Origin of the sequence: Bradyrhizobium sp. IC3123, from assembly GCF_020193625.1 — a bacterium.
Taxonomy (GTDB): Bacteria; Pseudomonadota; Alphaproteobacteria; order Rhizobiales; family Xanthobacteraceae; genus Bradyrhizobium; species Bradyrhizobium yuanmingense.
The window spans coordinates 245948-260184 of the sequence record NZ_JADYVF010000004.1 but is presented as its reverse complement, the minus strand read 5'-3'; the positions used below and the strand labels follow the sequence as shown (position 1 = coordinate 260184).

Below are 14237 nucleotides of genomic sequence, written 5' to 3'. Positions count from 1 at the left end.
GCTCGTCCGCGCGCGACCACCTTCCTGATCATCTGCCAGAGATGATGCATGATCAGGTCGCCTGCTTCAACGAACGAGGGACAAAGCGCTGAAGCGACGCCTTTCGGTGAGCTGACGAACTTGGTTGTTCGAGCTGAAGTCGATTTCTCGGGTCGTTGTTGTCATCGACGGGCGACTTGCGCCGACACTGTTGGATTCACGGCCCCGGCTTGCCCTGCAAAGAACGCGGCCAAGGCGCCCAGTAACAATGCCACTGCCGCGAACAATGCACCTTGTGAGACGCGCTTGGCAGCTGTATCCGCCGCCTGCTTTGCCTGCTCCTTCGTCTTGGCTATCGCTTCCTTATATTGCTGTTGGTACTGACTGATCTGCGCCTTTGCTTCGTCCTGAGATATATTCTGAGCCTTGGCTAGAGCCTCGGCCGCCTTGTCGTTAGCCGCTGCCTGCTGAGAAGCGTCACCCGTTAGCGCCGCGCGGACGGCTGTGGCCGCGGCATCACGAAGCGCGGCGGGATCTTGCCCTCCCGAGGCGCCTTTAACTTTGCTTTCGATGGCAGCCATCGGGTCGCTAACATTGTTCAGCGTAGGCGCTGCCGCTTGAACTGCCGTTTGGACCGACCCTCCCAGCGCTTTGCCCGCTCCGCCCAAAGCGGAAGATGCTGTGCTGAGAGCGCCACTAGCCAAGCCGGAAGCGGCGGAAGAAAGCAGATACATCACCGCCAGCGTTGAGACTGCCCATGACATTAATCCATGATAAGCCGTCGTTGAAGCAGACGCCTTGCCAGAAAGCCGACCGGCTATGTAGCCGCCCAGGGCCGCAGCCAGAATGCCGGAAACTATAAACCAGATACCTGCACCAACCGACATCGAGCTTGCGCTGGGCGTGCTACCTTCCCCAACGTCTACCGTGGATAAACCCACGCCAAGGCCGATCATGTTTAGAATAATCTGCATCACAAGCGCGATGGCTGCACCCGCGAAAACCGCGCCCCACGCAACCTGATTCAACATGATTGTGCGAATTTCGTCGGCGGGAACGACATCGCTCGTCTGAGGTGGCGTGCGGTGGCTTGAATGAACCATTTCGGGAGAGTTGGCCATGACGTTGATCCTTGAAGTCTGTTTGATGCCGCAACTTGCTTTTGCGTCCGACGTTCCTAAAATCGCAGACCTCAACTGCAAGCCCTTGCAGCACGGCCACTCAAATGCCCGCTAGCGTGCACCTCCGAACTGTCCCTCCGCCGAGTTCGAGCAGAGCGGCTCTCCGACTGGGGAAGTGAAGGCACAAGACTGCCCTGTTTCATTCACCTCCCAATGAGCGAAGCCGACCGTAGCACGCAGGCGCAAATGTCCGCTCTGGTCAAAAGAGCCGGCTCGAACGAACCTGCGTCACTTCCGTTGTCCCCCCGATCAGCTGACCATATCTGAACCAAACCGAACTTCGCCATCGGGTCACAAGCTGCCGATCACGCCCAAAGGTCCGAGCTTCCGCTTTACTGGTAAGCCGACGTTTATGCGTCCACGTCCTAGGAAACGCCGCCGATCTTCTCGGATACGATCCTGGCCGCGCTGCGCAGCTCCGCGGCGATGGCGCTGGCTTCCGCGGCGGGGATTTGATCCTGCCTCACCAGCGGGACGGTCATCGCGGCCACTGCCCGGCCGGAGACTTCGATGATCGGGCAGCTATAGGCAAGGATGCGCGTATAGCCATCGTCATTGGAGAAGTTTCCACCCTCCGAGGAAATGCGGTCGAGCGCCGCAAGCGCCTTCTTGGTGCTGATCCGGTCATTGGTCGCGATGACCTGCGCCAGCTCCTGGCGCCGGCCCTCGAGCTGAAAGGCCGCCAGAACCTTCGCCGACGCGTATTGCTGGGTGAGCGGAAACACCGCGCCGACCTTGACCGACCAGCCCATCAACCATTCCGGCTCGATCCGGGCGATCACCATGAACTGCTCGCCGTGCAGCACCGTCAGGTGGCAGGACAGTTGGACGCGCGAGGCGAGCTGCTCCATCACCGGCAGCGCCGCCTTCAGCAGCCGCTCGGTCGGCGGGAATTGCGAAGCGATCCGGAACAGCTTCAGCGTCAAAGTGTATTCGCCGGTCGCGGGGTCGCGCGCGACATAGCCCCGGCGCTCCAGCGCCACCAGCATCCGGAAGATCTCGCTGACGGAGCGCCCGACGCGTTCGGCGAGTTGCTTCTGGCTCATCCCGCGTGCAGCGCCCGCCAGCGCCTCCAGAAGGTCCAGCCCTTTCTCCAGGGCGGGCGCGCCCGCTTGCGGCTTCTCAGTCATTCTTTGGGCCTTGTTGGATCAGCGCCCGCGAGCACACGGGGAAATGCAATTCCCGTGTAGCCGATCGCTCGCATGGCGAAAAGTCATTCGCCAGCAAGCGCCTGGAATGATCGAGCACATCGAATGGCGGGGAGTTCGCGCCGTTTCCTCTTGAGCCCCACCCCGATTCATGCGACCTCCGCCCCCAGCAAAACCCCTTATCCTGAGCCTTCGATGCACATTCTCCTGCTTGGTTCCGGCGGCCGCGAACATGCCCTGGCGTGGAAGATCGCAGCCTCTCCCCTGGTGACCAAATTCTGGTGCGCGCCCGGCAATGCCGGCATCGCCAGGGAGGCGGAGTGCGTGGCGCTCGATGTCGCCGACCATGCCGCCGTGATCGACTTCTGCAAAAAGAACGCGGTCGCGCTCGTGGTGGTCGGGCCGGAGACGCCGCTGGCGGCCGGCATCGTCGATGATCTCACCAAAGCCGGCATCAAGGCGTTCGGGCCGAGCAGGGTGGCGGCCCAGCTCGAAAGCTCCAAGGGGTTCACCAAGGCGCTGTGCACCGAGTTCGGCATTCCGACCGGCGCCTACAAACGCTTCACCAATGCCGATGACGCCCGCGCCTATGTGCAGAGCCAGGGCGCGCCGATCGTGGTCAAGGCCGATGGCCTTGCCGCCGGCAAGGGCGTCGTCGTCGCAAAAACCGTGCGCGAGGCCGAGGACGCCATCGCCATGATGTTCGAGGGCGCCTTCGGCGAGGCCGGCGCCGAGGTCGTGATCGAGGAGTTTTTGCCCGGCCGCGAGATCAGCTTCTTTGCGCTGTGCGACGGTGAGACGGCGATCCCGCTCGCCTCCGCCCAGGACCACAAGCGCGTGTTCGACCACGATGTCGGCCCGAACACCGGCGGCATGGGCGCTTATTCGCCGACGCCGCTGGTGACGCCTGCCGTCCACGACGCGATCATGGCCAAAATCATCCTGCCGACGGTGGCAGGCATGAAGCAGCGCGGCACGCCGTTCCGCGGCGTGCTCTATGCCGGGATCATGCTGACGACGCAGGGCCCAAAACTGTTCGAGTTCAACGTCCGCTTCGGCGATCCCGAGTGCCAGGTCTTGATGCTGCGCATGATGAGCGACATCGTGCCGGCGCTGCTCGCCGCCTGCGACGGGGAGCTGAAGCATTTCGACCTGCGCTGGCACAAGGAATCCGCGCTGACCGTGGTGATGGCGGCGAAGGGCTATCCCGGCGACTACCAGAAGGGCACGCGCATCGGCGGGCTGGAAGAGGCTGCCAAGGTCGACAATGTCGAGATCTTCCACGCCGGCACGGTGGCCAAGGACGGCGCGGTCCTCGCCAATGGCGGCCGCGTGCTCAATGTCTGCGCGCTAGGGGCGACCGTGACGGAAGCGCAGGCGCGCGCCTATCAAGCCGTCGACCGCATCGACTGGCCGGACGGCTTCTGCCGCCGCGACATCGGCTGGCAGGCGGTGGAGGCGGAAAAGGCCAAAAATTAGCGTGTCATTGCGGACGGCGCCCCCAAAAGCGCCGGTCCGGAATCGCGACGTTCGCGTCACCGCGCCGCCACATCTACACTCCAGAATATGCAATCGTCAGTTGGGGTTAGTTGCCCCGACGATAATACCGGTACTGTGCATGGGGTTGTTTTCGACACTTTTTGTCGAGCGGCCCCGCCACCGGCCAACAAGGATGCAACAAGATGTCCGATCTCGCCGACCTCTATCCGGGCTTCGCCGCCGAATGGATCGATACCTCGTTCGGCCGCATCTTCGCCCGCGTCGGCGGCAAGGGCCCGCCGCTGCTGCTCCTGCACGGCTTCTCCGAGACCCACGTGATGTGGCACCAGGTGGCGCCTGAACTCGCCGAGCACTTCACGCTGATCATCGCCGACCTGCCGGGCTACGGCTGGTCCGACATGCCCGCGAGCGATGCGCTGCACATCCCCTACTCTAAGCGCGCCATGGCGAAAGCCATGGTCGAGGTGATGGAGCGCCTCGGCCACGTGCATTTCGCGCTCGCCGGCCACGACCGCGGCGGCCGCGTGTCGTACCGGCTCGCGCTCGATCATCCCGGCCGGCTGTCGAAGCTCGCCGTGCTCGATATCCTGCCGACCTATAATTACTGGGAGCGGATGAACCGCGCCTATGCCTTGAAGATCTATCACTGGACCTTCCTGGCGCAGCCCTATCCGCTGCCGGAGACGCTGATCGCAGGCCAAGGCGAGTTCTTCCTGCGCTTCAAGATGGCGAGCCAGACCAAGTCGAAGACGCTGGACGCGATCGACCCGCGCGCGCTGGAGCACTACCTCGCCCCGTTCCGCGATCCCGCCCGCATCCACGCGATGTGCGAGGATTACCGCGCCGGCGCCTATTTCGACTACGACCTCGACAAGGCCGATTTCGAGGCCGGCAAGAAGATCACCATTCCGATGCTGGCGCTGTGGGGCAATGCCGGCATCGCCCAGGCCGCCGCGACGCCGCTCGACACGTGGAAGCAATGGGCCACGAACGCCTCCGGCATGCCGGTGGATTCCGGCCACTTCCTCACGGAGGAGAATCCCGATGTGACAGCGAGGGCGCTGCGCGAGTTCTTCTTGGCCTGACGATCTTGTAGCCCGGATGGAGCGCAGCGAAATCCGGGATTCTCTCCTCGCCGCGGCACTGTCCGGGATTGCGCTTCGCTCCATCCGGGCTACGCGACTCCGACCTACCGCCGCTCCCGAAAGAACTCCTTCAGCAGCCGCGCCGCCTCGCTCTCGCCGACGCCGGAATAGACGTCCGGCGTGTGGTGACAGGTCGGCGAGGCAAAGAACCGCACGCCTGACTCCACCGCGCCGCCCTTGGGGTCGGCCGCGCCGTAATAGAGCCGTCTCACCCTTGCAAACGAGATCGCGCCCGCACACATGGTGCAGGGCTCCAGCGTCACGTAGAGGTCGCAGTCGACCAGCCGCTCGCTGCCGATCTTCGCGGCGGCCGCGCGCAGCGCGATGATCTCGGCATGGGCGGTCGGATCATGGTCGGTCAGCGTCCGGTTGGCGCCGGTGGCGATCACCTCGTGATCGCGGACCACCACGCAGCCAACAGGAACTTCGCCCGCTTTTCCGGCATTTTCGGCCGCCAGAAGCGCCAAATCCATGAAAGAAGGGGCTTTCATGCCTCGTATCATCGCCAGAAACCTGCTACTAGCTCCGCCTTCAGCAAGAGTGGATACCGATTTTGCCTGAGCATGCGGCTCGCAGCGAGCGCGCACAATGCTCGCGCCACCCCTTAAGTGAGATTAGTCATGCCTCGCGACAGCGACAAAGACAACGATTCCCGCGGCCGGCGAGGCCCGGCCAAAGGCAGTAGCGGCAAGCCGCGCGGGCCAGAGAAGAAATTCGCCAAGCGCGGCTTCGAGGGCAAGGGCGAGGGTAAGCGCGAGCGCGACAGCCGCCCGCCCCGTGGCGACCGCGACAGCCGCCCATTCCGCCGCCGCGAGGAAGGTGACGCACCGCGCCGCGATTTCAGTGACCGTCCCCGCTTCAAGCGCGACGATCGCGGCAGTGAAGGCCGCGGTGAGCGCAGCTTCAAGCCGCGCGGCGATCGTCCGTCATTTGGCCGCGACGATCGTCCGCCGCGCAGGGATCGCGACGATGCCCGCTCGGCCGGCCGCTCCAGCGACAGGAAGTTCGGCGACAAGAAACCCTACGCGCCGCGCGGCGACCGTCCAGAGCGCAAGTTCGACGGCGAACGGAAATTTTCGCGGGGCGGGCCGGATCGCCAACGCGACCGTGGGGATCGCCAACGCGGCCATGGGGATCGCGAACGCGACCGTGGGCCGCGCGAGGACCGTGGCGAACGCAGCTTCAAGCCGCGCGGCGACCGCCCGAATTTCGATCGCGGTGATCGCGCACCGCGCGGTGATCGCCCACGCAAGAGCTTCGACAAGGATTTCGGCGGCCGCGATCGCGGCGACGAGAAGCCCTGGCGTCAGCGCGACGATCGCCGTGAGGGCGGTCGCGGTGAGGACCGTCCGCGTTTCTCTCGTTCGCGCGACGACCGCGCATCCGGTGACCGCCCGTTCCGCGAGCGACCGAAATTCGATCGGCCCCGTGACCGCGATAGCGAACGCGGTGACCGTCCGAAATTCGATCGGCCGCGCCAGCGCCCCGAAGGCCGCATGGACTGGCAGGAGCATCCGCGCAACGAAGGCCGCTTCCGCGATCGTCCGCGCCGCGACAACGAGGACGACAGCAGGATTTTCGAGAAGCGTCCCGCCTTCGGCGGCCGCGGCGCCTATCGCGAGCGCGATCGTGATTTCGAGGGCCGGCCGCGCCGCGACGAGGCGCCGAAGCCGAAGAAGGCCGGCGAGCGCATCGCCAAGGTGCTGGCCCGCGCCGGTCTCGCCTCGCGCCGCGACGCCGAGGAGATGGTCACGCAGGGGCGCGTCACCGTGAATGGCCGGGTCATCAACTCGCCCGCGCTCGACGTCACCAAGAACGACGTCGTCATGGTCGACGGCAAGCCGTTGCCGGAGCGTGAACGCACGCGGCTGTTCCTCTACCACAAGCCGCGCGGGCTGATGACGACGCATGACGACCCCGAGGGCCGTCCGACCGTGTTCGACAATCTGCCCGAAGGCCTGCCGCGGCTGATCAGCGTCGGCCGGCTCGACTTCAACACCGAGGGCTTGCTGCTGCTCACCAACGATGGCGGCCTCGCGCGCACGCTCGAGCTGCCCGACACCGGCTGGCTGCGCCGCTACCGCGTCCGCGCCCATGGCGACGTCACCCAGGCGCAGCTCGACCAGCTCAAGAACGGCATCGAGATCGAGGGCGTCAAGTATGGTCCGATCGAGGCCACGCTGGAACGCGACCAGGGCGCCAATGTCTGGCTGGTGTTCGCGATCCGCGAGGGCAAGAACCGCGAGGTGCGCAATGTCTGCGCCCATCTCGGCCTCGAGGTGAACCGGCTGATCCGCGTCTCCTACGGACCGTTCCAGCTCGGCGAGATTCCGGAAGGTCAGGTCGAGGAGATCCGCGCGCGCGTGCTGCGCGAGCAGCTCGGCGACAAGGTGATCGAGAAGTCGGGCGCGCAGTTCGACGCGCCCTCCAAGTCATCTTCGCGCGTCGACGACGCGACCAGCGAGAAGAAGCCCGCCAGCAAGCGCGCGGTGATCAGCGACCGCAAGGGTCGCCGCGTACTGGTTCAGCGCACCGGCAGCGAGGAGGCGCGCGAGCGCAACGAGATGGAGGCGAGCGGCTACGGCCCGCCGCGCCGTCCCAAGCGCGGTTATCACGGCAAACGCGACCTGACGCCGCGGGAGGATTGAAGTTGCGCGTCGTCGGCGGTCGTTTGAAGGGGCGCAATCTCGCCTCACCGTCTTCGCGTGACATCCGCCCGACGGCGGACCGGTTGCGCGAGTCCGTGTTCAACATCCTCGTGCACGCCTATGACGATCCGATTGCGGATGCGCGCGTGCTCGATCTCTTCGCCGGCACCGGCGCGCTCGGCATCGAGGCGGCCTCGCGCGGGGCGAAGTTCACGCTGTTCGTGGACAACGGCGCGGAGGCGCGTGCGCTGTTGCGCAACAATGTCGAGGCGCTCGGCCTCGGCGGCGTCACCAAGGTGTATCGCCGCGATGCGACCGATCTCGGCCCCGCGCATCCCGTCGAGCCGTTCTCGCTGGTGTTCCTCGATCCGCCCTATGGCAAGGGCTTTGCCGAGAAGGCGCTCGCGAGCCTTCGCGACGGCGGCTGGCTCACGCCCGGCGCGCTGCTCGTGGTGGAAGAGGCGAAGGCCGCGCAGTTCGTGACGCCTGAAGGTTTCGAGGAGCTGGAGCGGCGCGCCTATGACGACACGGAGTTTGTGTTCTTGCGTAGGGCGGATTAGCAAAGCGTAATCCGCCACTGTCTCTCACTGCGGACGCAGAAGAGGTGGATTACGCCTTCGGCTAATCCACCCTACGGCACCGTCACCGCCGCCCGAACAGCTTCTCCACGTCGCTCAGCTTCAGCTCGACATAGGTCGGCCGGCCGTGATTGCACTGGCCGGAGTTCGGCGTGTCCTCCATCTCGCGGAGCAGCGCGTTCATCTCCTCCGGCCGCAGCCGGCGGCCGGCGCGCACCGAGCCGTGGCAGGCCATGGTGGCGGCGACGTGCATCAGGCGGCGTTCGAGCGGCAGCGCCTCGTCCCATTCGGCCATGTGCTCGGAAAGATCGCGCAACAGGCCGCCGGCATTGGTCTTGCCGAGCAGCGACGGCGTCTCGCGCACCGCGACCGCGCCGGGGCCGAAGGATTCGATGGCAAGGCCGAACGATGCCAGCTCCTCGCTGCGCTCCAGCAGGCGCTCCACCGTCGCCTCGTCCATCTCGACGATCTCAGGGATCAGCAGGATCTGCCGCTGCACGCCGTTGGCGGCGAGCGAGGCCTTCAGCCGCTCATAGACGATGCGCTCATGCGCGGCGTGCTGGTCGACGATGATCAGGCCGTCGCGGGTCTGCGAGACGATGTAGGTCTCGTGGATCTGCGTGCGCGCCGCGCCGAGCGGGCGGTCGACGAGATCAGCTACCGGCTGCGTCTCGATCCGAACGTCCGCGCTGGGCGCGCCGACGTCGAAGGCAGCCTGCGCACGCTCGGCGAAGGCGGGCGCGGCGGCGCCTTCGAACGACGGCATCGGCGCCACCGGGGCGGCTGGCGAGGCGCGCCAGTCCCAGCTTGCCGGACGTGGCGGCGTGAAGGCTGGGCGGAACGAGGACAGCGCGCTCTCGCCGCTATTGGCGGCGGTGCGGCGGCCCTCGCGCGCCAGCGCTTCCTTCAAGCCATGCATGATCAGCGCGCGGACGAGGCCGGCATTGCGGAAGCGCACCTCGGTCTTGGCCGGATGCACATTGGCATCGACCTCGCGCGGATCGAGCGTGACGAACAGCGCAAGCACCGGATGGCGGTCGCGCGGCAGATAGTCGGAATAGGCCGCGCGCACGGCGCCGAGAATGAGCTTGTCGCGCACCGGCCGGCCGTTGACGAAGAGATATTGACCGAGTGCGTTGGCCTTGGTCAGCGCGGGAGCCGCAGCATAGCCGGCGACCACGACGCCCTCGCGCTCGGCATGGACCTCGATGGCGTGGCTGCGGAACTCGGCGCCGAGGATGTCGCCAAGCCGAGTCAGCCGTCCGGCCGCGCCGGGCAGCGCCGCGGTCCAGGTCACCGGTGCGCGCTCCTCGCCGGCGAGCGTGAAGGCGATGTCGGGCCGCGCCATCGCGAGGCGCCGTACCACTTCGCGGATGGCTTCCGCTTCGGTGCGGTCAGTTTTCAGAAACTTGAGCCGCGCCGGCGTCGCGTAGAAGAGGTCGCCAACCTCGACGCGCGTGCCATGCGCCAGCGCCGCCGGCATGATCCCGGACTTCTCGCCGCCCTCGACCGACAACGCCCAGGCGTGCGGCTCGCTGGCGTGCCGCGTGGTGATGGAGAGGCGCGCCACCGAGCCGATTGAGGGCAGGGCCTCGCCGCGAAACCCGAGGGTGCGAATCTGCAGCAGGTCCTCGTCGTCGAGCTTGGAGGTGGCATGGCGCTCGACGGCGAGCGCAAGGTCTTTTGCGATCATGCCGCTGCCGTCGTCGGTGATGCCGATTCGCCGCCGCCCGCCGCCGTCGGTGAAGACGTCGATGCGGCTCGCGCCGGCATCGATAGCGTTCTCGACCAGCTCCTTGACCACGCTCGCCGGACGTTCGACCACCTCGCCGGCGGCGATGCGGTTGACGACCTGTTCTGGCAGCTGGCGGACGGGCATGAGGCTCACTCGGCGAATATTCTCAAGTCTAGTGCCACGCAGCGACAAATGCATGGGTCAGGTCGAGCTTCCCACACCCGAAATGGGGGACATTTTCGGCGCGCCTCGTCCGTCGGGAATGCTTGGGATGTTCCGCGCCGCCGCATATGAGGAGCACAATTCCGCGAAAGCGCCGCGAAAACCCTAAACGATCACCACACGACGCGGCTTGCATCACACCGCGCCGTTCGAACTCTCTTTGCGATGAACCGGTCCGGTGCAGGCGAACGGTGCAGAAGGCAACCGACGGTTCATCGCGACATTCCAGGAGAAATGGATGAAGTTGGTGAAGACCTCTGCGATCGCTTGCGCTCTCGCGGCCCTCGTTGCAACGCCCGTTCTCGCCCAAGGCACCTCGTCTGGGACGAGGCCTGGCGGCACCGTACAAAGCAAGCCCATGCAAGGAGGCGCGTCAGGCAGCGAGGATGAGGATCTCGGTGCACAGCAGGGCGCAGCCGGCGAGAAGGTCGGCATGAAGTCGGGCAAAGGCACGAAGGGGTCCGTCGGGACCACCGGCAGCGCGACGCGCAAGGGCACCACGGACGATGCGGCGACCGGCGGTGCTGCGGCCGGCAAGCGCTACTGACGCCAGCTCGCGAACGGCAAATCTCCGGTCGCTCGCGCGACCGGAGGTTTTTCGCATCAATCGTCGAAGCTCCGGCCGCGGCCGGCCTTGATGTCGCTGCGGCGTTTCTTGCCCTCGAGCCGGCGCTGCTTGGAGGCGAAGGTCGGCCGCGTCGCACGGCGAGGCGTCGGCCGGACCATGGCCTCCTTGAGGATCTCGACGAGACGGTCGATGGCATCCTGACGGTTGCGCTCCTGAGTGCGAAAGCGCTGAGCGTGGATCACGATCACGCCGTCCTTGGTCATGCGCTGGCCGGCAATGCGGGCAAGGCGCAGCGCCGCGTCCTCGGGCAAGGTCAGCTTGCGCGTGTCGAAGCGCAGCTGCGCGGAGGTCGCGACCTTGTTGACGTTCTGCCCGCCCGGGCCGGAGGCGCGGACAAAGCCGATCTCGATGTCGTCCTCGTCGATGACGAGATCGCGGGATATCCGCAGCATGCTGGCACCATTCGTGATGTCAGGACATACCGCGGACATCCGTCGTCAGCAATGGCGCTGCCGTGAAACGCAAATGGCCGGGATGGCCCCGGCCATTCAGGAAACGTCGAGAAAAGAGATCAGTTCGACTTCGTCGCCGGTGCAGCCGCCGGTTGCACGGCGGCCTGCGGGGCCCGGCCGACGACGACGGTCAGCAGCCCCTGGCCCCAGAGCCGCTTGGCGGCCGCCTTGGCATCGTCCAGCGTCACGGCGTCGACGATGGCGTTGCGCTTCTCGATATAGTCGATCGGCAGCTTGTCTTGCTGATATTGCAGCAGCGCCTGTGCCAGCTTGGACGAGGTGTCGAGCGCCAGCATCTGCGAGCCCTTGAGATAGGACTTGGCCTCATCGAGCTCCTTCTGCGTCGGGCCCTCCTCGGCGATGCGGCGCACCTCCTGTTCGATGGCCTCGATGGTGTCGCCGGCGCGGTCGGCGCGGGTGCCGGTATTGCCGATGAAAATCGCCGAGTGCTGCATCCAGAGCAGCGACTCGTACACCGAATAGGCCAGTCCGCGCTTCTCGCGCACCTCGCGATAGAGCCGGGACGATAGGCCGCCGCCGCCGAGGATGTGGTTGACGACGTAGGCCGCCATGAAGCTCGGATCACTCCGCTTCACGCCGGGTCCGCCGAAGGTGATCACCGTCTGCGGCACGTCGAGGGTCACGAAGGCGCGTTGCGGCGGCTTTGCAGCCTCGACGTCGGGGACTGGCGTCAGATTGGCTTTGGCGGGCAGGCTGCCGAAGGTGTGGTCGAGCAGCTTTCCGAGCGTAGCCGGATCGACGTCGCCGACGACCGCAATCTTGAGGCCATCCCTGGCGAGGACACGGCCGACATAATTCCTCAGGTCGGCAATTGTGATGGTCGGCACGCTGTCGAGGTTGCCGTTGCTCTGCCGGCTGTAGGGGTGATCGCCGAACGCGAGCTCCAGAAACTTGCGGCTCGCCAGCGAGGTCGGATTGGTGGTCTCGCGGCGCAGGCCCGAGATGACCTGCGAGCGGATGCGTTCGACGTCGGCCGTGTCGAAATGCGGCGAGGTCAGCGCCATCCTGAGCAGGTCGAAGGCCTCGTCCTTGTTGTCGCGCAGCATGCGAAGGCTGCCCCGGAGGGTGTCGCGGGTGGCGTTGAAGGACAGCTCGATGGCGCGGCGGTCGAGCCGTTCATGGAACGTCTTGGAATCGAGATCGCCTGAGCCTTCGTCGAGGAGAGAGCCGACCAGATTGGCAACGCCCGGCTTGTCCTTGGGGTCCTCCGCCGAGCCCCCGGCGAAGGAATATTCCATGGCAATCAGCGGCACGGTTGCGTCCTGCACGAACCAGGCTTCGATGCCGCCCGGCGAGATCAGGTGCTGGATCTTTGCGGCGGCCTGCGACGGCGAGACCGCAGAGAATGCGAGGACCGCGCCGGCGGCAACGGAGAATGCAATGCGGCGAACGAAGGAATAGGTCACGAGCGCTTCTCCTCGCGCTTGGCGGTTGCAGTGTCCTTGATCAAGTAGCCCGTCACCGAGCGCTTCTTCTCGAGCCATTTCTGCGCAACGGCGCGAACCTGCTCGGCGGTGACGGCGCGGATGCGATCGGGCCAGCTCCTGATGTCCTCGATCGACAGGCCGGTGGTCAGCGCGCCGCCGTACCAGCGCGCCAGCACAGCCTGGTTGTCCTGGGCGTAGATCGCTTCGGCAATGAGCTGGGTTTTGACCCGCTCCAGATCCTCGGCGCGGATCGGGTTCTGTGCGACGTTGGCGAGGACCCCGTCGACCGCCTGCTCGACCTCCGAAAAACTGACGCCGGGTTTCGGTGCAGCCGAGATCGCGAATTGGGTCGGGTCGAGCGAGATGCTCGAATAGCTGGCGCTGGCGGAGACCGCGAGCGGCTTGTCGACCACGAGGGCACGGTAAAGATAGGAATTGCTGCCGCTGCCGATCAACTGCGCCAGCACGTCGAGGGCCGCGCTCTCGCCGGCCGCGGCCGTGGTTGCCGAGGGCACGAGATAATAGCGCCGCATGTTCGGCTGCTCGACGCGCGGGTCGGCCAGCGTGACGGTGCGCGGGGCGGCGGGCTCCGGCTCCTGCGGACGAACGCGCCGCGCCGGGATCGCGGGCTGTGCGGGGATCGAGCCGAAATTGCGCTCGACCAGCGGGCGGACTTCGGCGGCGTCGACGTCGCCGGCGATCACCAGGATCGCGTTGTTCGGCGCGTAGAAGCGACGATAGAAGGCGAGCGCATCCTCGCGATCGAGCTTCTCGATCTCCTGATGCCAGCCGATCACCGGCCGCCCGTAGGGATGGTTGAGATAGAGCGCGGCCATGATCTGCTCGTTCAACCGCGCATCCGGATTGTTGGCGACGCGCATGTTGTACTCTTCGAGCACGACGTCGCGCTCGGGCAGCACGTTCTCGTCCTTGAGGACGAGGCCCGTCATGCGGTCGGCCTCGAACTCCATCATGGTCGGCAGCTGCTCTTTCGGCACGCGCTGATAGTAGTTGGTGTAGTCGACCGAGGTCGAAGCGTTCTCGTTGCCGCCGACACGCAGCACGGTCTGGGAGAATTCGCCTGCCGGATGCTTCGCGGTGCCCTTGAACATCAGGTGCTCGAGGAAGTGCGCGAGGCCGGACTTGCCGGGCGTCTCATCGGCCGAGCCGACTTTGTACCAGATCATCTCGGTGACAACGGGGGTGCGGCGGTCCGGGATCACCACGACCTGCATGCCGTTGGCGAGCGTGAAGCTGGCGGGCGGAGCCGATGTCACCGTGGTCTGGGCAAGGGCGGCGCCGGCCGAAAGGACACTCGTCGAAAGCAGCGCGGCAAGGAGGCAGGCAGCCGATCGGTAAGAGGACATCATGATCCCTGGTTGTGAGGTGCCGAGCCCGGATCTCCGGCTCGGAGGGCACGGCAGGCTACACCGTGCGGCTGAGGCTTCGCGTCACGAAGCAGAGAACTCAACGCTTAGGCAAGTTACTGATAAGCAATTTTGAACGCGGTGGGCGGACATGCACCGCCCGACCCTCGCTTCGCCTGGGTCAGAATGTCGCGATAGGACAGGAA

Annotated in this window: 12 protein-coding genes; 5 read left to right on the top strand and 7 right to left on the bottom strand. The window is 65.9% G+C overall.

Annotated features, from left to right (window positions below; genetic code table 11):
* Window positions 1–161: 161 nt before the first annotated feature.
* Both I6F20_RS15535 and I6F20_RS15530 read right to left on the bottom strand, forming a co-directional pair.
* Window positions 162–1100 carry a PhnA-like protein gene (locus I6F20_RS15535; RefSeq protein ID WP_225126858.1) on the bottom strand — a complete coding sequence of 313 codons (939 nt, stop codon included), beginning with the start codon at window positions 1098–1100 and terminating at the stop codon, window positions 162–164.
* Window positions 1101–1525: 425 nt separating this feature from the next.
* Window positions 1526–2290 carry an IclR family transcriptional regulator gene (locus tag I6F20_RS15530; RefSeq protein ID WP_225126857.1) on the bottom strand — a complete coding sequence of 255 codons (765 nt, stop codon included), beginning with the start codon at window positions 2288–2290 and terminating at the stop codon, window positions 1526–1528.
* A 213-nt stretch (window positions 2291–2503) separates the two neighbouring features.
* Between I6F20_RS15530 and purD the strand changes: the two genes are divergently transcribed.
* Both purD and I6F20_RS15520 read left to right on the top strand, forming a co-directional pair.
* Window positions 2504–3787, top strand: a complete 1284-nt coding sequence (gene purD / locus I6F20_RS15525) for a phosphoribosylamine--glycine ligase (RefSeq protein WP_225126855.1) — start codon at window positions 2504–2506, stop codon at window positions 3785–3787.
* A gap of 203 nt (window positions 3788–3990) precedes the next feature.
* Window positions 3991–4893, top strand: a complete 903-nt coding sequence (locus tag I6F20_RS15520) for an alpha/beta fold hydrolase (protein WP_225126853.1) — start codon at window positions 3991–3993, stop codon at window positions 4891–4893.
* A 104-nt stretch (window positions 4894–4997) separates the two neighbouring features.
* Here I6F20_RS15520 and tadA read toward each other — a convergent pair whose 3' ends face one another.
* Window positions 4998–5456, bottom strand: coding sequence for a tRNA adenosine(34) deaminase TadA (gene tadA, locus I6F20_RS15515; RefSeq protein ID WP_225126851.1), 459 nt, complete (start codon window positions 5454–5456; stop codon window positions 4998–5000).
* Between the two features lie 117 nt (window positions 5457–5573).
* Here tadA and I6F20_RS15510 point away from each other — a divergent pair, with 117 nt between their 5' ends.
* The gene (locus tag I6F20_RS15510; RefSeq protein WP_225126849.1) at window positions 5574–7601 is read left to right on the top strand and encodes a pseudouridine synthase; all 2028 of its coding nucleotides are present in this window, start codon (window positions 5574–5576) and stop codon (window positions 7599–7601) included.
* Window positions 7602–7603: 2 nt separating this feature from the next.
* On the top strand, window positions 7604–8161 hold the full coding sequence (gene rsmD, locus I6F20_RS15505) for a 16S rRNA (guanine(966)-N(2))-methyltransferase RsmD (protein WP_225147360.1): 558 nt from the start codon (window positions 7604–7606) through the stop codon (window positions 8159–8161).
* An 82-nt stretch (window positions 8162–8243) separates the two neighbouring features.
* Here rsmD and mutL read toward each other — a convergent pair whose 3' ends face one another.
* Window positions 8244–10058 carry a DNA mismatch repair endonuclease MutL gene (mutL, locus tag I6F20_RS15500; RefSeq protein WP_225126845.1) on the bottom strand — a complete coding sequence of 605 codons (1815 nt, stop codon included), beginning with the start codon at window positions 10056–10058 and terminating at the stop codon, window positions 8244–8246.
* A 316-nt stretch (window positions 10059–10374) separates the two neighbouring features.
* On the opposite strand from mutL, the gene I6F20_RS15495 reads away from it, so the two are divergent.
* A complete protein-coding gene (locus tag I6F20_RS15495; RefSeq protein WP_225126843.1) occupies window positions 10375–10683 on the top strand; it encodes a hypothetical protein in 309 nt (102 codons plus the stop codon).
* A gap of 56 nt (window positions 10684–10739) precedes the next feature.
* Here the strand turns inward: I6F20_RS15495 and arfB are convergent, their stop codons facing one another.
* The 3 genes from arfB to I6F20_RS15480 form a co-directional block, all read right to left on the bottom strand.
* A complete protein-coding gene (gene arfB / locus I6F20_RS15490; protein ID WP_027575820.1) occupies window positions 10740–11156 on the bottom strand; it encodes an alternative ribosome rescue aminoacyl-tRNA hydrolase ArfB in 417 nt (138 codons plus the stop codon).
* 119 nt (window positions 11157–11275) lie between these two features.
* Window positions 11276–12643, bottom strand: coding sequence for a M16 family metallopeptidase (locus I6F20_RS15485; RefSeq protein WP_036009252.1), 1368 nt, complete (start codon window positions 12641–12643; stop codon window positions 11276–11278).
* On the bottom strand, window positions 12640–14034 hold the full coding sequence (locus I6F20_RS15480) for a M16 family metallopeptidase (RefSeq protein ID WP_502696152.1): 1395 nt from the start codon (window positions 14032–14034) through the stop codon (window positions 12640–12642). The genes I6F20_RS15485 and I6F20_RS15480 overlap by 4 nt, the downstream gene beginning before the upstream one ends.
* Between the last annotated feature and the right edge of the window lie 203 nt (window positions 14035–14237).

Excerpts from the sequence above, each read along its gene's own strand:
- I6F20_RS15535 (WP_225126858.1), bottom strand. The coding sequence starts at position 1,100 with ATGGCCAACTCTCCCGAAATGGTTCATTCAAGCCACCGCACGCCACCT.
- I6F20_RS15530 (WP_225126857.1), bottom strand. The coding sequence starts at position 2,290 with ATGACTGAGAAGCCGCAAGCGGGCGCGCCCGCCCTGGAGAAAGGGCTG.
- purD (WP_225126855.1), top strand. The coding sequence starts at position 2,504 with ATGCACATTCTCCTGCTTGGTTCCGGCGGCCGCGAACATGCCCTGGCG.
- I6F20_RS15520 (WP_225126853.1), top strand. The coding sequence starts at position 3,991 with ATGTCCGATCTCGCCGACCTCTATCCGGGCTTCGCCGCCGAATGGATC.
- tadA (WP_225126851.1), bottom strand. The coding sequence starts at position 5,456 with ATGATACGAGGCATGAAAGCCCCTTCTTTCATGGATTTGGCGCTTCTG.
- I6F20_RS15510 (WP_225126849.1), top strand. The coding sequence starts at position 5,574 with ATGCCTCGCGACAGCGACAAAGACAACGATTCCCGCGGCCGGCGAGGC.
- mutL (WP_225126845.1), bottom strand. The coding sequence starts at position 10,058 with ATGCCCGTCCGCCAGCTGCCAGAACAGGTCGTCAACCGCATCGCCGCC.
- I6F20_RS15495 (WP_225126843.1), top strand. The coding sequence starts at position 10,375 with ATGAAGTTGGTGAAGACCTCTGCGATCGCTTGCGCTCTCGCGGCCCTC.
- arfB (WP_027575820.1), bottom strand. The coding sequence starts at position 11,156 with ATGCTGCGGATATCCCGCGATCTCGTCATCGACGAGGACGACATCGAG.
- I6F20_RS15480 (WP_502696152.1), bottom strand. The coding sequence starts at position 14,034 with ATGATGTCCTCTTACCGATCGGCTGCCTGCCTCCTTGCCGCGCTGCTT.